Annotated in this window: 13 protein-coding genes; 3 read left to right on the top strand and 10 right to left on the bottom strand. The window is 41.7% G+C overall.

Features of this window, described 5'->3' with window-relative positions; all coding sequences use genetic code 11:
* Positions 1-42: 42 nt before the first annotated feature.
* Positions 43-1,179 (bottom strand): GTP-binding protein, encoded by a 1,137-nt coding sequence (locus AK825_RS00750; RefSeq protein WP_068033818.1) that lies wholly within the window; start codon positions 1,177-1,179, stop codon positions 43-45.
* Positions 1,180-1,247: 68 nt separating this feature from the next.
* Positions 1,248-2,012 (bottom strand): two-component system response regulator OmpR, encoded by a 765-nt coding sequence (ompR, locus tag AK825_RS00755; RefSeq protein ID WP_068033820.1) that lies wholly within the window; start codon positions 2,010-2,012, stop codon positions 1,248-1,250.
* Between the two features lie 579 nt (positions 2,013-2,591).
* Here ompR and AK825_RS00760 point away from each other — a divergent pair.
* Entirely contained in the window at positions 2,592-5,129 is a 2,538-nt protein-coding gene (locus AK825_RS00760) for a Tex family protein (protein WP_068033823.1), read from the top strand.
* Between the two features lie 127 nt (positions 5,130-5,256).
* Here AK825_RS00760 and AK825_RS00765 read toward each other — a convergent pair whose 3' ends face one another.
* From AK825_RS00765 to AK825_RS00775, 3 genes are all read right to left on the bottom strand, one after another.
* On the bottom strand, positions 5,257-5,949 hold the full coding sequence (locus AK825_RS00765; protein WP_068033825.1) for a hypothetical protein: 693 nt from the start codon (positions 5,947-5,949) through the stop codon (positions 5,257-5,259).
* Positions 5,950-6,438: 489 nt separating this feature from the next.
* Entirely contained in the window at positions 6,439-7,224 is a 786-nt protein-coding gene (locus tag AK825_RS00770; RefSeq protein ID WP_068033827.1) for a hypothetical protein, read from the bottom strand.
* Positions 7,225-7,945: 721 nt separating this feature from the next.
* Entirely contained in the window at positions 7,946-9,244 is a 1,299-nt protein-coding gene (locus AK825_RS00775; RefSeq protein ID WP_068033829.1) for a saccharopine dehydrogenase NADP-binding domain-containing protein, read from the bottom strand.
* A 470-nt stretch (positions 9,245-9,714) separates the two neighbouring features.
* On the opposite strand from AK825_RS00775, the gene AK825_RS14515 reads away from it, so the two are divergent.
* Positions 9,715-9,870, top strand: coding sequence for a DUF1328 domain-containing protein (locus AK825_RS14515; RefSeq protein WP_021814049.1), 156 nt, complete (start codon positions 9,715-9,717; stop codon positions 9,868-9,870).
* Between the two features lie 131 nt (positions 9,871-10,001).
* Here the strand turns inward: AK825_RS14515 and AK825_RS00780 are convergent, their stop codons facing one another.
* The 4 genes from AK825_RS00780 to AK825_RS00795 form a co-directional block, all read right to left on the bottom strand.
* Positions 10,002-10,295, bottom strand: coding sequence for a 4a-hydroxytetrahydrobiopterin dehydratase (locus AK825_RS00780; protein ID WP_068033831.1), 294 nt, complete (start codon positions 10,293-10,295; stop codon positions 10,002-10,004).
* A gap of 292 nt (positions 10,296-10,587) precedes the next feature.
* Positions 10,588-10,878 (bottom strand): GNAT family N-acetyltransferase, encoded by a 291-nt coding sequence (locus tag AK825_RS00785; protein ID WP_068033840.1) that lies wholly within the window; start codon positions 10,876-10,878, stop codon positions 10,588-10,590.
* Between the two features lie 222 nt (positions 10,879-11,100).
* Complete coding sequence (locus tag AK825_RS00790) at positions 11,101-12,531, bottom strand: acyl-CoA desaturase (protein WP_068033842.1); 1,431 nt, start codon at positions 12,529-12,531, stop codon at positions 11,101-11,103.
* A 313-nt stretch (positions 12,532-12,844) separates the two neighbouring features.
* Complete coding sequence (locus tag AK825_RS00795) at positions 12,845-14,083, bottom strand: iron-sulfur cluster-binding domain-containing protein (RefSeq protein ID WP_227514090.1); 1,239 nt, start codon at positions 14,081-14,083, stop codon at positions 12,845-12,847.
* Between the two features lie 454 nt (positions 14,084-14,537).
* On the opposite strand from AK825_RS00795, the gene ettA reads away from it, so the two are divergent.
* Positions 14,538-16,199: an energy-dependent translational throttle protein EttA gene (ettA, locus tag AK825_RS00800; protein ID WP_068033846.1), complete on the top strand. Its 1,662-nt coding sequence runs from the start codon at positions 14,538-14,540 to the stop codon at positions 16,197-16,199.
* 97 nt (positions 16,200-16,296) lie between these two features.
* On the opposite strand, the gene plsB is transcribed toward ettA, so the two are convergent.
* Positions 16,297-19,002, bottom strand: coding sequence for a glycerol-3-phosphate 1-O-acyltransferase PlsB (gene plsB / locus AK825_RS00805; RefSeq protein WP_068033847.1), 2,706 nt, complete (start codon positions 19,000-19,002; stop codon positions 16,297-16,299).
* Between the last annotated feature and the right edge of the window lie 100 nt (positions 19,003-19,102).

A 19,102-nucleotide genomic window follows, 5' to 3' on the forward strand; every position in this document is an offset into this window, starting at 1 on the left:
AAAGATAAAAAAGCCAATGCTAAATCATAGCGTTGGCTTTTTTTATTTGGCGAGTAGTGCCATAAGCTCATGGTCGTAGACATCCCAATCTATAAGCGGTTGGCGCTCATTTTTGGACACTTTACTATTAATGTGACTATTATCCGTATCAGCAAGTAAGATAACTTCTATTCGGCTATCGATTTGCGCGCTCGTAGTCGTGATGGTTAAGCTATCAGGCGTAAAATTCAGTTGTTGCCAGCCATCAGAGGTATGTACCACACCTTTAATGCGTTGCCAGTTAGGGAGTTGCAACAGCCATTGCTGCAGTTCGTCAGCTGCAAACATCCAATGTGAAGGTAGTCGCCAGCCAGCTAATAACATACCTTGCTGCTCGTCATGATAGCGATAGGGCAGCTCATCATCCATCGGCACTGCTGCTGAATTACCTATATTCGGCACGTTAGTCAGTAAGTGATTAGGTAGGGTCAAGCTAATGCGTGACTGACTGGACTGTGTTGCGCGTTGCTTAGAAATACTCGCACTGGGCTGATTAAGTTGCATGCTAAGCTGAGCGACTGTCAATTCTGAGGACGCATCATTAGGGGCCGCCCAAATGATGCTTGCTTGCGCATTGAGCGTTCCAATCCACGTGAGCAGATCCTGCTGGCAAGTAGCGTCTAATTGCTCATAGCGATTGATGACCACTACGTCAGCCGCCTGAACATGCGCTTGAAAGCCTTTATGTGAGCGATACTTTTCTTGTTGCCATTGCAAGCCACTTAGTACCGTAATGACGGATTGCATACTTAGAGATGTCTGCCAATGCGGTGCGCTTAACTGTTTGACTAGCTCGTGCGGATGAGCCAGACCTGTCGGCTCAATAATAAGACGCTGTGGACGATGCTCACTTAAAAGCCGAGTAAGTGCAATTTGTAGTGGCAATTGGCTGGTGCAACAAATACAGCCACCGCTGACCTCTCGAATAGCAATAGTGTTTGGCTTTTCGACGTCGTTTTTTCTACCTTTTAAGAGGGCGCCATCAATACCAATACGTCCAAACTCATTAATCAATAATGCCCAGCGTACATCAGCTGGTTTAGTAGCGAGCAGTTGATTAATAATGGTAGTTTTACCAGCACCCAAAAACCCTGTCACCAGTGTGCAGGGTATATTTTGAATAATTGCCGAAGAAGTCATATATAAGAATTTACTAAGTAGTTGTGCTTTAAAGTGAATACTCTAAAGCACAAAACGATGGGTTAAAACTAATCTGTCGTGGCAGTCGTTTGTTCGGGTTCTGCTTCGTCAGGAACGAAAACATAACCTACGCCCCAGACTGTTTGAATATAGCGAGCTTGTGAAGGATTATCTTCAATCAGACGACGTAGGCGTGACACCTGTACATCGATTGAGCGCTCCATAGCACCCCACTCACGGCCACGCGCAAGATTCATAAGCTTATCACGAGTCAAAGGTTCGCGTGGATGCTGTACGAGTGCTTTTAGGACAGAAAATTCACCGGTAGTCAAAGTGACCACATTGCCATCACGTTTAAGGGTACGCGTAGACAAGTCAAGCGTCCATGGACCAAACTCAACCACTTCTAGCTGATAGCTTGGCGCACCAGGTAACTCACGGTTTTGACGACGTAGTACCGCTTTGATACGTGCTAGTAGCTCTTTTGGATTAAAGGGCTTGGGCAAATAATCATCTGCACCAGCTTCAAGTCCAGCAATGCGATCGGCATCACCACCTTTGGCCGTAAGCATGATGATCGGAATATCTCCATTGTCTTCACGCAGACGTCTACAAATACTGATACCGTCTTCTCCTGGTAGCATTAAGTCTAGCACTACTAAAGAAAACAGTTCACGCTGCATCAATTTGTCCATCTGACTGGCATCATGAGCAGTACGTACTACGAAGCCGTCATCTTCCAGAAAACGCTGCAACAAAGAACGTAAGCGAGCATCGTCATCAACGACCAAAATTCGCTGAGTCATAGTATCAGTGCTTTTATTATCAGTCATGCAGAGATCCTTTAATAAACATTATTATTGTCAAAGATTATGTAGTTATTAATAACCTACTAGTCAGGTACCTACACTGTCAGAAGGCTATGAGTTGTAATCAGAGGTTATAAATCCACTTAACAGGTAATTTATTTTATATGCTATCCATTGCACAAAAATATATAAAGTATTTATAACATAAAACGTTAAATTTACGGTCAGAAGTTCTAGGCCTAGCTATAATTATTTAAATCAACCCTCGGTGCAAATTAGCCAATCTATCTTAATGAAAAAAGAAATCCTAAGCCAAATATAACCATTCATACCTCTATTGAAGGGTTTGAGGCAGATTAGCGTTTTTAAACCTATGCCTTTAGTGTATAAGATTGAACAGGTAATTGCATCACCCGTGGACATAAATGCTGTATGCGTTTGTTTAACGTAGTGATTAGCGCTAGATTATATGAAAATTCAAACCATAAAGACTATTATTTGAGCGATAAAGACTATGATAAGTAACGAAGATATAAAAAGGATTTTTATTCATGCAGCTTTTGCTATAATGCCAAACTACATTTCTCAACGATTGATACGGATATGAGTAGCACTGATACCTTAACGGCGTCTCAACCCTCGACAAATACACAGGGCCTGGATGCAACCACACACGCGAATATTCACGACAAACTTGCTCGCGCGCTTGGCATTAAGACTGCTCAAGTCAATGCGTTTGTCAAACTCTACGATGAAGGGGCGACTGTCCCTTTTATTGCGCGTTATCGCAAAGAGAAGACTCAAAATCTTGACGATGCGCAGCTGCGTGCTTTAGAGAAGTCGCTCAATTATGAGCGCGATATGGCAACACGTCGCCTCAAAATTATTGAGCTGCTTAGCACACAAGGCAATTTGACCAACGAGTTACAGACCCGTATTGATAATGCGACGTCTAAGCTTGAGCTTGAAGACATCTACTTGCCGTACCGTCCGCGTCGCCGTTCACCGGCTGCCAAAGCACGCGCCGCTGGTCTCGATGTTGCAGCGCAAGCGGTCTTGACGCAAGAAATTACCCCAACAGATGCACTGGCTGACTATCAAGCACCGTCTAGTATCTCTGATGATAGCGGTAATGAAATTGAAGTTGATTTCAGTGATATTGAAAAACAACTGGCTGGCGTACAAGCCATCATCGTCGATGAATGGACACAAGCATTAGATTTGCTTGATGGTCTGCGGAATGGCTTTGCTAAAACGGCTAGTATCGTATCGAGCGTTGCCAGTGACGAGAAGCGAGAAGTGGGCGAGAAATTCAAAGACTACTTTGAGCATAGCGAAAGCCTTGCGCGTCTGCCCAATCATCGCCTATTAGCGATGCTACGTGGTCGCCAAGAAAACGTCTTAGGTCTCAAAATTGAAGGCGAAGATGCACCATTTATCGAAAAAATCATTAGCCATTTCGATATCGATTCTAAAGCTCCAGCTGAGCGCCGTGAGTTTTTAGCAGAAGCTGCTAGCAGCTTATGGAAAGACAAATGGCGCCCGCATATTGAACATCGCTTATTGACTGAAAAGCGCCTGACTGCTGAGGCCGATGCGATTGATGTATTTGCTAATAATTTACAGCATCTACTGATGTCAGCACCTGCTGGTCGTAAAGTGATTTTAGGTGTCGATCCTGGTATTCGTCATGGCGTCAAAATGGCGATTGTTGATGCCCAAGGCCATGTCATGCTAGATAGCGAAGATAAGCCTGTAGTAGCGACCGTCTATCCATTTGCGCCTGATAACAAGATGATTGAGGCCAAAAAAGTCATTGATGAGCTGTTAAGTACTTATAACGTTGATCTAGTGGCTATCGGTAATGGTACTGCTAGCCGCGAAACAGATGCGATGGTTAAAGAGATTTTGGCTGCTAATGATGCTTTAAAAGCGAAAGCCGTTATCGTTAACGAGTCTGGCGCATCAGTCTATTCTGCGAGTGAGCTTGCTAGTGATGAGCTTGCCAACCTAGATGTGTCTGTACGCGGCGCGGTATCTATCGCTCGTCGCTTACAAGATCCACTCTCAGAATTGGTGAAGGTTGATCCAAAGGCGATTGGTGTTGGTCAATATCAGCATGATGTGAACCAAAGCCAGTTAGCAGATAGCCTTGATAAAGTCACGCAAGACAGTGTGAACGCCGTTGGTGTTGATGTAAATACAGCGAGCCCTGCCATCTTGGCTCATATCGCTGGTTTGAATAAGAACGTCGCCCAGCAAATCGTCACTTATCGTAAAGAGCATGGCGCATTTGATAGCCGTGAGGCGCTCAAAAACGTACCGCGCTTAGGTGCTAAGACCTTTGAGCAAGCAGCAGGCTTCTTACGTATCCATGACGGCAGCAATCCACTTGACGCCACTGGCGTGCATCCAGAAAGCTATGCGCTAGTCGATAGCTTACTTGCGCAGACGGGTAAAGCATTGCCAGAAGTGCTCGGTAACGATGGTGTATTAAATACTATCGATACTACTGCGCTTGCAGCAAATGATGACAATATCAGTGTCAAAGCTATCATCGAAGAGCTGGCCAAGCCGGCACGTGACCCACGTCCTGAGTTCAAAACCGCTAATTTCCGTGAAGATGTAAATAGTATCAAGGACTTAGAAGAAGGTATGCAGCTTGAAGGCGTCGTTACCAATGTCACAGCCTTTGGTTGTTTCGTTGACGTTGGTGTACATCAAGACGGTTTGGTACATATCTCTCAGATGGCAAATGACTTCGTCGCTGATCCGATGAATCGCGTCAAGCCAGGTGATATTATTTCGGTACGTGTCATCTCTATCGATGAAAAACGTGGCCGCATTGGTTTTAGTATGAAGCCTGAGTCTGAAAAACCAGCACGTCCAGCCGCGAAGCCTACTGCAGCAAGTACTGGTAATGATGATAAAGTCAGTCGTCCACGCAGCCATGCAAATAGTAACCGTGCAAGCAGCAACCGCCCAGCCGCTGATAAGCGTCCAGCAAAACCGCGTAGCAACCGTCAGGACAAGGACAGCGCTAATAACCGTAGCAAAGCCCCTAGAGCTGAGACACCTAGCAAGATGGGTACCCTCGGTGCGCTGCTGCAAGAAGCTGGCGTGACCAAAACTAAGAAGTAATTTATTTTGAGATAGATAGTAAAGAGAGAAAAGGCAGCCTAATGGCTGCCTTTTTTATTACACATAATATAGTTTGCTGAAAACAGCTAATTACTATCTATTAATAGTAATTAGTAGATATAAGCGCTTAGCGAGACACAGCAACACGGCGATTTTCGCTAAATTCAACTTCAGCTGGCTGAGTAGCTAGGAATTCACCACGGCTATCTTTTTTCTTTTCTTGCAACGTAACTGGAGCGTTTGTGCTGCTCGGGTCACCGTTAAGCACTTCGCCTGCAATCAATGGCTGATATTCAGTATTGCTATGCTGCTGATTTAAAGTTTGTGGTGCAGCTTGTTCAGATCCACGGCTGTTCATTGCTTCAGGGCTGTTCATTGCTTCAGGGTTGTTCATTGCTTCAGGATTGTTCATTGCTTCAGGGTTGTTCATTGCTTCAGGATCATTCATTGCTTCAGGATCATTCATTTCTTCGGAATTGCTCATCATTTCAGGATCATTCATTTCTTCGGAATTGCTCATCATTTCAGGATGATTCATTTCTTCAGGATGATTCATTTCTTCAGGATTGCCCATCATTTCAGAATGATTCATTTCTTCAGAGTTTGTTTCGACGACAGTTGCATCGCTCTCAACTTCACCTGGTTGAGTGGCTAGTAGCTCGCCATTTGGACCATCGATTTCAGCTTGTAAAGTACTAGCAGCAGGAGCGTTACGCATATCCGCTGGTGTCATACTGCTGTTATCAATAGGAGCGGCCATTGCTAGGCTTGGCATAACTAAAGCTGTGCCTATAATTAGTGATAAAGTACGATTTTGCATCAGTTGATTCCTTGAGTCACAAGTTTTATTGATCAGTCTAAAGCGTTCTTAAACTTGATCGTTACTTAGCGTTGTTCCGTAGGGTATCTATTTAACGTTTTAAATATATATGTTTACTATATTTAAAATGTCAATTGTAGACAAAATAAAATCATGACAACTATTTTAAAGGCTGTCATGATTGCTATAGGTAAAGAGCATTATAAAGTCGCTATATAAAGCTTATATCTTATCTATAATCTCTACACGCAAAGTACCAGCTCTATGGCTGGTATTTCAGTAGTAAACTCATTAAAGGTCTAACAGCTTGATGTATTCGTGTGACGTTATGCAAGTGCTGTGTCTGTGAAATTGTACAAAATTCAACCAACTTTTTGATGTTTTAAAACATCAATAAACTAAGACACAGTACAGCACAATGACCACATTTTTGCAGTTATCCACTTATTCTACAATGACATATTTACCAATGTTTGGGTTCACAAGGCGTTACTGCGTATCGTTATTAGGGACACGAGTAACTGGAAATGTTTGATTGATTTCTATGTTATCAATAATTTCAGCATCTGCTTCTTGGCCAACAATGACGGCACGCTCCCTACCATCTTCGATGGCTATAGCAGTCCCTGTTGCCGTATTGACACGTTTAATCTGATCTTCTGGCGCATAAATGACTTGTTTTACGCTATAAATAGTTGGGCGAATAACACGCTTGGTCTCAATAACAACCGGCTCTACGGTACGTTCTTCTGCAACAGCAACTTGCGCTTCCGGAGCTGTAACTTCACTTACCACAGGCGTTGGGAACTTATCACTGAAATGATTGTCACACTGCTGCATACTTAGGCGTACAGGGTTGCCTGCTTTGTCCATATAGACATTGACTGGCATGTCAGGAGCGATAGGCACATATTTACCGACCAATGCGCCTGATACCCCATAACGACCATCTGATTGACCGACACCTAAATCACAAGCCCCCGCTGCATAGTTTGCTGTATTTAGGTTATTGCTGCTAACCACAGCCTGAGGAATCATGACTTCAGAAAGCCGCATTTTTTTGACTGATGCTTCACCAGCGTGGCGTTTTGGTTTTTGATAAGTGTAAGGAGTGTAGAACTTAGCAGAGCCGTCTTTTACCGCTGTGACGCATTCATCATAGCTGTCATAGCCAACGTTACCATGCTTATCCGTTACTACAGCTGCGTTAGCAGAACTGGCAAACATAGCAAAACCTGAGGTTAGTATAGCCGTAGTCAATACATTCAATTTCATAATAGCTTCCTTTTAATTAGGGATGTTTTATCGTTATTCTCTAAGAGTAGTTCTTTAGAAATTCAGATGTCTGCCTGAATCTAAGTGTCTGTTATTTAAGTGATAATTAATTAAAGCATAATGCTTTTTGTAAAAATAAACGAATACAGATTTCTAAAATTAAAGACAAAGATTCATCATGCTTATTTTTACTATATAAATCAGTTTTATGACTTGCATATAAGTCATTTTTATAGACACAATCTTCACAGGCCAATAACTTTATTAAGGGTAAGGGATATAATTGACTGTCACTGTGTCATTAAATTAACGAAGTGTATCTTTGTGTGCTAAATAACTAAAAATTGGCAATAATATTTACCCAATCGTGACGTTATTATTATTTATTAACATTGGTCGTTTTATGGCATATGCTAAATAGTATTAATAAAGTCAGGCTTATTACTTGGGAAGCTATGCAGGTTTAGAAACTATTTAAAAAAGGTTATTTGAAAAATTTAGATAATAAAAAGCCGCATCTTGTAATTAAGATGCGGCTATCGTTTTTTAATTATAGTTAGTACGAAATAAAATCGATACGTTAATAGCCACGTGCTACTGGTATAAATTTTCCTTGCTTGCTGCTAACACAGAGGCTGCGAAAAATTCATCCCAGTAGCACTGTCTCGGTTTTAAAGTGATTTGAATATAGTATATTTTTATAATTATTTAACTGTTTGCTTTAACTGTTGCTATCCACAACATCAAAGCTGAGACCGGCGTGAGTTTCTAAACGAGTTAATAGTTTATCACCCATCGCAGAGGCTGGCGTCCAAAACCCGCCTTCGACATCATTTTTATCAATATCTTGAGCAAGGCATAAAGCGGACTGTGCTAGCATCCGTGAAGTACTGCCATAGCCAGGGTCTTTATCACCAGTAACTTTGGTGTTGATAGTATCGTTTTTTGCATTCTTGCCAAAGAAACGAATATCAAAATAGCCGTTTTCTTGCTCTTCTTTAGATGGGCCAGAGCCTGATTTGGGTAGCACATGCTTTGAGAGTAGCTCACGGCTTGGTTTAATCATCATCGCTGTAGCAAAACCTAACAGGCCGATACTCATGCCATAGCTCATTAGCTTTCCTTTGACGCCATCTTTCATCCACATTGCTTCATCATACTTAAAATCGCGACCATATTCGTAACCAAGTAGTTGGTTACTACGATGAACAATACGAGTATTGATACTTGCCATCACAAATGGTGCTAACCAACAAGCGTGTTCGTCATCGTATTCAGGCTTGCTCACATTATCTTGGCGCACGTTAGGCGCATCTTCATCATCATTTAACAGATAAGGGTTTGCCACTTGTCTACGGCGTGATTTATTCTGTCCAACTTCCTCAAATATAGTCGCCATTGAAGCGATAGTACCGCCTGACAAACCACCTTTTGCAGCTTTCACCCTCATATTGATGACAGTACAAGACTCATCAAACTTCTCTTCGGCTTGTTGCTGAGTAAAATACACACCTAAATCTGAAGGGATAGAATCAAAGCCACAGGAGTTGACAATACGTGCACCGCTTTTTTTAGCATCGTCTTGATATTTGTCCATCATGTCTTTGATAAAGATGGCTTCACCAGTAAGGTCTACATAATCGGTACCATTTTTGGTGCAAGATTTAATCAATGGCTCACCATACTTCAGGTAAGGGCCAACGGTCGAGATAATAACTTGCGTCTGTTTGGTCATCTCATCAAGACTGGCGTCGTCATTACTATTAGCGACAATGATATCGACCTTTGCTTCCGCTTTGCCACCTTTCTGCGCAGCACATAACTCAGTCTGCAATTTTTCTAACTTATCTTGATCACGTCCAGCAATTGCCCATGTCACAGGTTCTGAGTCTGGACCATTTTGATTGTCTTTATCTGCTAAAAACTGCGCTAGATAATGAGCAGTAATCTGACCGACAAAGCTGGTTGCGCCGTATAAAACGACAGCATATGAACGTTTTTGAATATCCGTATTATTCATATTTTTTCCTTTATATGTGTTTACATAAATGAGGGTAGGGTAATGCCTAAGATTTCTATGTTAGCAATGACCCTTAGAGTAATAGCATTTGGATTATGCGCTTCTAAGACAGCTGTAGATAACACTATCTCAGCACCATATCATCTGAATACTAGCTTAATAAACATCTGATAACCTGAACTTGCTAAAAACGGGGCAATACTACTACACAGGTTACACAACCTACCGTGATTATTACCAAACTGAACGTTTATCTGCTTAAAATGTTGCTAATCTACTATCACAACTTGGAAGTAACTTGTTGGAAGTGAATCATTAGAAATGAAGTAGAATTAATAATATTAACAACAATAAGCATTTATAGTAATTGGATTTAGCGAACCTTGCAGTACCAATTATTAAAAGATTGACTATCAACAGTGTTACGCTTTATCCGTATATTGAATGCTTTTTATTTTAGGAGAATAATTATGTTTCGTTGGGCTATTATATTTGCAGTTATCGCACTGTTAGCAAGTTTGTTAGGATTTGGCGGTGTTGCTGGATTATCTGCTAACCTAGCATATATCTTCTTAGCAGTAGCTGTTATCTTATTCATCGTGGCGTTTGTTAGCCGTAAGATGTAATTGTTAGAATGCATTTTGAATTTACGCTAAATGTATCCTAAGCAGCACAAAAAATGTCCTCATTTGAGGACGTTTTTTTGCTTTAAAAATTAGCGAGTTTATGCTAAGGAGAGCTGTTAAGGCTTATCGATTTACAAGCGTTTGGGCTGAATAATATATTCCATGCGTTTCGCTAAACGAATATCATGGCTGGTAATACCACCAGTATCAATAGTCGTCAAACGTACTTCGACGACGTTATAGATGTTTTTCCATTCAGGATGATGTTCAAGTGCCTCAGCATAAAAAGCCGCTTGGTTCATAAAGCTCATCGCTTCAATAAAATCACTAAAGTGGTAAGTTTTAACGATGCTATTGCCATCACGTTGCCAGCCTACAAGGTCTTCTAGCTGCATATCAACTTGTTTGTCAGATAAACTACTCATATCGATATCCTTTATTATTATGTGGTGGTTAAGAGGTTAGAGTGTTTTTGTTATTAGCTGGATCATTATCTATAACAAGACTTTCAATCTTAAATGCACTTGATAATCTATCTTGATAGTTACTGTTACGCGATTGCTCTCAGCTATCTTACATTTCGCTATCCTATATTTACTATAGGATAAAAAACCCACCTATCTCTTACATCCTGCCATATATCAATTGATAAATATATAGTTAGGTATGTCAAGTTGATAGGTAGGTGAGTCGTCTGCTTAACTGTTCTCTATGTTCCTAGACTAAGTCTTTATATTCGGGGTGCTTACTGATATATGACGATACAAACGAACATTGGGGTACGACTTTTTTATAATTCTCACGTGCATAATCTAAGGCATGTTTGACTAGCTTTGAGCCAATCCCGCGACCACCAAGTTCTTGTGGCACAATCGTATGGTCATAAACCAAAGTATCGCCACGCTCTTGGTAGCTAATATAGCCAGTTTGGCCTTCGATAGTAGTCTCAAAACGATTTGCTTGTTCATTATGGGTAATATTTAGATCTTGATTAGATGCTGTACTCATCGAATTCTCCCTTTTTATTATTAAAATAAATCGATATAGATATCATTTATAACTGATACAACTAAATCTATAGCTGATTATTATCATCGATTAAAAAGCTGTTGACCAGTAGCTTACGGTAAAAGTGGATAGAGCAAATGTTACTATCTTTCTTTTAAACTGTCTCTTGAACTGTTTTTTGAAGCATTAACCATAAGTAAAGAATAAAGCGTAAGCTTAAAACTATTTGGCATAAAATAAAGCTTGGCGTACTACTTGTGGAATGTATTTTTTGATTCCACGCACGGGTATGCTATGTCTCTGTTCTTTTTTAACATTAACATTATCAGCTGTTGATTTTTCTTGTATATAGGCGCGCAATTCATCAGTATTAGGCTTACTAAAATGATAGATACGCCCAAGCACTTGTCGAAACTGGCTACCAAAACGACCAGTATTATAAGCTAGGCCATACTTGCTACATATGGCTTGTACTTGGGGCGAGATGCTGGCGTAGCGATGTGCTGGCATGTCAGGAAAGATATGATGCTCAATCTGATGTGATAAGTTGCCAGTTAAAATATGAAATAACTTGCTACCTTGGATATTGCTAGAGCCAAGGATTTGACGTACATACCAGTCGCCTTTGCTCTCATTATCATCGAGATGGGTATAAATATGTACTTGCTCGGTAAAATGTCCACAAAATATCACTGCCCACGTCCATAGATTACGCGCGATATTGGCAGTGATATTACCACTCAACGTCGATAAAGCACTATCACGACCTAAGGCGAGTCCTGCAACTGCAGGGAGGGCGACATAGTCTTTACCGACTTGGCGTACGATTTTGGCAAATACAGCACGTGACTTTTGTTGCAGTATCGCGTGTTTCTCTGTTGAATCAGCATATTCATCTACGCTTATCTGGATATCATGAAACGCGATTGCCCACTCAAATCCTATTGCCAATATCATGGTCTTAAGGGGATTGTAGCGATCACTTGGTGTCCATGACTGCTCGTCAGTGACGCGGATTAAATGATAGCCGACGTCGTGATCACGATCGACGATATTGGTAAAGGTATGGTGTAGATAATTATGTGAGTGTTGCCATAACGGCGCAGGGCACATAATATCCCAATCAAACGTTTGGCTGTTCAAGTGCGGATGCTGCATCCAGTCGTATTGACCATGCATGATATTATGCCCAAGCTCCATATTATTCAGTATTTTACTAAAGCTCAATAGGCCAGTACCAAATAGCCAGACACCGACTTTGCTACGTTTTGATGACATTCGCCCAGCAGCAGCCAGTAGACCGCGGGCTACAATCTCGCTATACACTACCGTGGCATAAACACGCTGGATATAACGTGCATCCTTACCGCCTAATGAGTCCATCACGCTTTGATAGACCGCATTTAACTCATCAGCGAGGGCTTCGGTTTGCACTTTTGGTAGTGGTGCAGCGCTTAACGTTGGGTAGCGTATAGGTAGAGCTGATATATCCTTATTATCATCTGTACTCTCACTATTAATGTTGCAGTCAGCTGAATAGGCGTTTTTTTCTGACAGTAATCTACGACCATGGACGTCCAGTTGATCGTCGGTTAAAGCATTTAAGATAGGTACAGCAGATCGTGAAGGGAATAGAGGTGGTAATAAGCGCATGCGTTATCCTTTACCGAAGCTGCTATTGGTTTGAAGCAAAATGCTTTTAACGAAATAAGGTGCTCTTAAGATAATGTACTAGAATTCACAGGGTCGGTTTGATGAGTTATATAGCTTTTAGCATACAAGACAAGCTATCTGCCGTCTATTTACTTATAGTAGCAGTTGCTGTTTTTTAGTTAGTTATTCTAATTTTACAGTAACACTGTTAAATAACGGCTAATGAGTGATTTGTATTCATATTATATGCGTACATTACTATAACCGCTATTTTGTTTTATATATATAAGTGTTTTATTCAGTTTGCACTTTATTAAATATCGAGTACTACGTCTGTCATCGCTACATTGATACAGGTTTGGATAGACTCAAAACCGTCGCCACTTATCTTTCCTGTCTGAATGTTTTTGACTACACCACTGACTTTATTACAGCGGCACATCTGACAGATACCTTGACGGCAGCCGTAATTCATCCGAAGACCAGCTTGTTCAGCATCAACTAATAATGTGCCACTACTATCAAACTGTCGTTGGCGTGCTCGCAGATAAACAGTATGTTTTTCTAAGTTATCTATTTTTTCAGTTGCATCACTTAAGTTCAGATCAGGTACAGCATAGCCAAAATTTTCTATAATAATGTTGTCACGTAATGAGTGATTATTTGGTAGGTTTATTTCACTAGCTGCGTGATATAGTCCTTTTAACAAGGCTTGCGAACCACAGGCAAATATCTGTGTATCTGCTAACGGTAGATTCAATGCTAATAAACTTGCTGCGCTTAAATGCCGCGTGCTGGTCAAATAAGTGCTGGCGTCTTCAGTATTGATAAGATAGTAGGTAAAGCTTGGATACGTAGTGGCGAGTTGCTGCCAATATTCTTGTAGAGGACTGCTTGACAGCGATGTACGATTATAATGTACTAACGTCACCTTATGACCGTGTTGCAGCGCCTGCTTCACTAGCCCGAGCATTGGGGTGATACCACTGCCGCCAGCGATACAAAGTATGGGCGCTAGCTCTTTAATGACAGAGTTTTTAATCTCTGTATTTTTAATAACTGAATTTATCTGTTGGTTTACTGATATCTGCTCTAGAGTAAAATCTCCACTCGGTATACTGCTATCAAAGATAGTACTAAGAGCTGCCTGATTAATTAAATAATTAGACACTAAACCTTGTGGCTTAATAGCGATAGTAAGTGTTTGGCGTTGTAGTTTTTTGTCGCGGCTATTTCCATTAGTCCACCATAGCGTCTGATGCGGTAGACCTACCAGCGAATAACTACGCTGATGAAGAATACCATCAATAGCAATACTTAGATTAATATGCGCGCCGCCTTGCCATCCATCTGATTGCTGTTTAAAGGCGTTATTAATTTCGAATTGCAAGGCAACCAAGTCATCACTAAGCGTATGCTTGGCAACTAGGCGTAGCTTAGGTGTTGTCAACGACCAAAACGGATGCAGTCGCGTACTGATAAAATCAATAAACGCACTTTGAATAAACTCAGGGCGGTAGCCAGTCGGCATAGATACAGTACCTTTTCTCATGTTTGTCGTATTTTTTATGTTTTTATATCTTCATAGAAGGATTTAAAATCCTTCTATGGACAACTTTATAGTGTTATTTATAAATGTTAATTGAACATTAAAGCATGGTTAAGAAAACCAATTTCAGTAAATTATTCTAATATATTAACCCTTACTGATTGATTTTGTGAAGTTTCTAGCTATTATCATTTTATATTTTTTATGAGATACATCAGCACAAAGCTGATTAAATAGGTCAAATGCTGACTTTAACAGAAGCTTTTAGGTAAAAGGTGTCAAGCTTTGTTGCAGAAGACACAAAACCAGCCGGAAAACCCTCTGTTAGCTTGCAGGGTATGCGCCACAATGCGATAATAGCAGACAATTTGTAACCCTGATTTTGAGGCGCCGTCCACTGAGCACGATTGCTGAGTGCGATTTGCAGACCTCGTCTATGCAGTCTATCGGAGTGTTAATGGCTCAATATATTTACACGATGAACAACGTGTCAAAACTTGTTCCACCTAAGCGTGAAATCCTAAAGAACATCAACCTATCGTTTTTCCCTGGCGCTAAAATCGGTGTACTCGGTATCAACGGTTCGGGTAAATCAACCTTGCTACGCATTATGGCGGGCGTGGATACTGAATTCAGTGGTGAAGCACGCGCGCAAACGGGCACCAAAATTGGCTATTTGCCGCAGGAACCACAGCTTGATGACAGTAAAGACGTCCGTGGTAACGTTGAAGACGGTATGCGCGAAGCGTTAGATGCGCTCGCTCGTCTAGATGCGATCTATGCTGAATACGCTGAACCTGATGCAGATTTTGATAAGCTTGCCGAAGAACAGGGCAAGATGGAAGACATCATTCAAGCATGGGATGCGCATAACTTAAATACTCAGCTAGAAAAAGCCGCCGATGCGCTACGTCTGCCGCCATGGGATGCTGACGTCAGTAAACTATCTGGTGGTGAAAAACGCCGTGTCGCCCTATGCCGTCTGCTATTGTCACGTCCTGATATGCTATTACTTGACGAACCAACCAACCATTTGGACGCCGAATCTGTCGCATGGCTAGAGCAGTTCTTGCAGAACTATAGCGGTACTATCGTGGCTATTACCCATGATCGTTATTTCTTGGATAACGTCGCTCAGTGGATTTTGGAGCTGGATCGTGGCCATGGCTATCCGTACGAAGGCAACTATACTGAGTGGCTAGAGCAAAAGAACACACGTCTAGAGCAACAGAATAAGCAAGAAGAATCCTTTGCTAAAGCGCTGAAAAAAGAGCTTGAGTGGATTCGTAAAAATCAAAAAGGTCAACAGGCTAAGTCTAAATCTCGTGTACAGCGTTTTGAAGAATTGAACTCGCAAGAGTTCCAAAAGCGTAACGAGACCTCTGAGATTTATATTCCACCTGGTCCACGTCTAGGTAATAAAGTCATCGAAGTAAATGACATCTCCAAGTCATTCGGTGATCGTTTGCTTTATGAAAACCTAAGCTTCAACGTGCCAGCGGGCGCTATCGTTGGTATTATCGGTCCAAATGGTGCGGGTAAAACCACGCTATTTAACATGATTACTGAACGTGATACGCCAGATACTGGTTCCGTCGATTTGGGTGAGAGTGTCAGCGTTGCCTATGTTGGTCAGGTACGTGACAACTTAGACGATAGCAAAACGGTTTGGGAAGAGATATCTGACGGCCTCGATATAATCACCGTTGGTGACTATACTACGCCAAGTCGCGCTTATATCGGTCGCTTTAACTTTAAAGGTTCAGACCAACAAAAGCACGTTGGTCAATTGTCTGGTGGTGAGCGTAACCGCTTGCAACTTGCTAAGACCCTAAAGCAGGGTGCGAACGTATTGCTTCTTGATGAACCATCAAACGATTTGGATATCGAAACCTTACGTGCGCTAGAAGATGCGATTCAAGTATTCCCAGGTACGGTAATGGTCGTCTCGCATGATCGCTGGTTCCTTGACCGTATTGCGACTCATATCTTGGCATTCGAAGATGAAGGTCCTGTTTGGTTCGATGGTAACTACTCTGAGTTTGAAACGTATCGCAAAAAGACCATGGGCGATGATGCCAGTCCTAAGCGTATGAAGTACAAGAAAATTTCTACCTAGAATAGCTGCTTGTTAGATTGAGCTAATATGTAATAAAAAAGACCTCTAATAATTAGAGGTCTTTTTTTGCGCTAAACTATAAAGAAGTTAGTATTACTTAACGCTTACGGCCAAATTTACGCTGCTTTTTATTACTAATCTCAGTAATAGCATGAGCAATTTCATCATCATCAAGACTGGCCACTTGTTGCAAAATTTGCATCATATCAGGACTCAGCACATATTTGGCATGGTGAGCGATATCATCAATACGCTGATCAAAGTTTAATGTACCCGTTTCGTCATCTATCTGTAGATAATCAAGTCGAGTAAGTGCGGTGACAAAACTTAAAAATAGCGAGCGATCGAAGAAGTCCGGAATATCATCAGCATATAACACTGATAAGCGCTGACCTAACAGATGGCACAAGTCGACCACCTCTTCTGTTGTCAAGTTACCTGAGCCTTGTTGAGATAATAAAGCTAAGGTCATAAAGTAACGCTCAAGGCTTTGTTCAACAGGAGCTGCGAGCACTTCAAGCTGTTGATAGCAGCTGCTATTAGCATCTGGCACACTAAGCATACCATCACCTAAATCGATAATTAGACCATGGGCGATGAGGTTGTCGATTTTTTGATTAAGTGTATCCATTAGACCGTGCGCTGGATAGTATAAAAACAGCTCACTTTGTAAGAAGGGATACATCTGGATAACGATGTCATCAAGGCGATTGCGATTAACGCGGCCATTACGTGCAACTAGTGCTGCTAAGAATGACAGTAAAATAAACACGTGCAAAATGTTATTACGGAAGTAGCTTAATAGCGCTGCTTGCTTACCAGCGACTTGAATAATATCACCTAAGATATGTGGTATACGTTCGATAAGCTTAAGCTTGATACCATAATCGATAATTTTCTGCGGGCTCATATCTGTAACGACCGTATCATCAGAATAAGGCATTTTACGTGCAATACCTTGATACAAAGCGATCTGCTCGCGGCAGATATCTTCATCAAGCGCAGCCTTTGGTGCTGATAAGAGTACCAATGATAATAGCGATACCGGATTGACGACAGCAGCCTTGTTGATATGCTGCATGATTTTCACGCCGATATTGTCAACCATGGCGCTGGCTTTTTCATCGAGTGGCGTATCGGTACGATCAACAGGTAGGCTATCAGCAGCGACATCGAATTTTTGTAGGAAGTCGCTTAAGTGCAATGGCGTGCCAAAGCTTAAATGGACATTACCAAAGATACGCTCAATTTTGCGCCCAACTTTTAACAATCCAATTAAAGATTCTGACTCTTTTGGCTTACCCTTCAGCTCGCCAATATAAGTACCACCTTCCATAATGCGCTCATAACCAATATAGGTTGGGATAAAGACTACAGGCTTATTGGTTTTGCGGAGCTGACTATGTATGGTCATCGCCAGCATACCCATCTTCGGCGGTAGCAAGCGACCTGAGCGTGAGCGCCCACCTTCAATAAAGTATTCAATCGGCGTATTTCGAGTAATAAGCGTATGCATATACTCACGTAATACCGCCGTATAAAGCGCATTACCGCGAAAGCTACGACGAATAAAGAACGCTACCGCACCGCGTAATAATGGCCCTAGTACTGGGACATCTAAATTGTCACCAGCAGCCACATAAGGAATACTCAGACCGCGCTTATAAATGACGTAGGATAATAATAAATAATCAACATGGCTACGATGGCAGGGCACGTAGATAATTTCATGGTCGGTCGCAAGCTTACGTACGCGCTCAAAATGATGGACTTCGACGCCATCATATAATTGCGTCCATAACCATGTCAAAAATCTGTCAAAGACTCGAATAATAGGGTGAGAGTAGTCATTGACCATCTCATTTGCGTAGCTTCTAGCAAGCCCGCGAGCTTCGCGCACACTAATGCCTTTTTCGTCAGCTTCAATCTGTGCGGCATGCTGGATAGCAGGTGAATAGATGAGCTTATCTACCAAATTGCGCCGATCTGATAGATCCGGACCAAGCATAGTGGCGCGCTGCTTATCCAGATAAGTATTAAGCTGTTGTTGTAAGGTGCGTACCAATTCACGGTTAGCGTCTGCTGCTGGAACTAATGCATGGCGCGCGTCTTGGCTATCTGCAATATCAGCTACTTCCAACTCATCTGCTTGTCCATCGTGCAAGCTATCATGAATAATAGTACGTAAGTCTTGCGGTGCATGGAACTGCACAAAGGTATCACGTCCCATGACGCCGATATTGAATAATTGCTTGGTGATACTCGGATCTTGCCAGTTATCTGTCATTAACAATTTAAATAACGAATCTTCTTTTTCAGGCGCGCGACCCCAAAGAATAGATACTGGTACCAGTCGTATTTGCAAATCTGGATGTTGCAAGCTAGCAGCAACCAAACGCGATAAGCGCGGCGATAGCTGATGGTCTTTAGATTTGGGGTGATGCAAAAATATAATAGCTGCATTTTCATTAACGTCATGTGTGCTATCTTTGACACCCATCAATGCAGGCGGTAGCTTGTATTCCTGAGTTTGCAGGTCAATCAAAATACTGTTTGAGCGCGAATAATCTTGCAGTACATAGAAAGTCAGCGTTTGATCATTGGTATCAAATTCCGGCAACTCGCCCAATAGTTTTGCCTTAACGGCGACATCAAGCGCTTGTCCTGACACTTTTCGGTAAAGCTGATTGATAGGCGCATTGGTATAAGACGTCGCAACTGATGACTTCGTAGCATCAGGTGCTGCTGGCGCTTTAGACGTTCGGTTTTTTAGGAGCTTGTTTTTTAGGAAACTGGGTATCATAATCAAAAGTCAGACTTTGTAAAATGTAATGCGCTTATGATGCCATAAAAGCAGTCAAAGCGATATATGGTGTCAGTATCTCTGCCTAATATATTATAAA

Origin of the sequence: Psychrobacter sp. P11G5 (assembly GCF_001593305.1) — a bacterium.
Lineage (GTDB): Bacteria > Pseudomonadota > Gammaproteobacteria > Pseudomonadales > Moraxellaceae > Psychrobacter.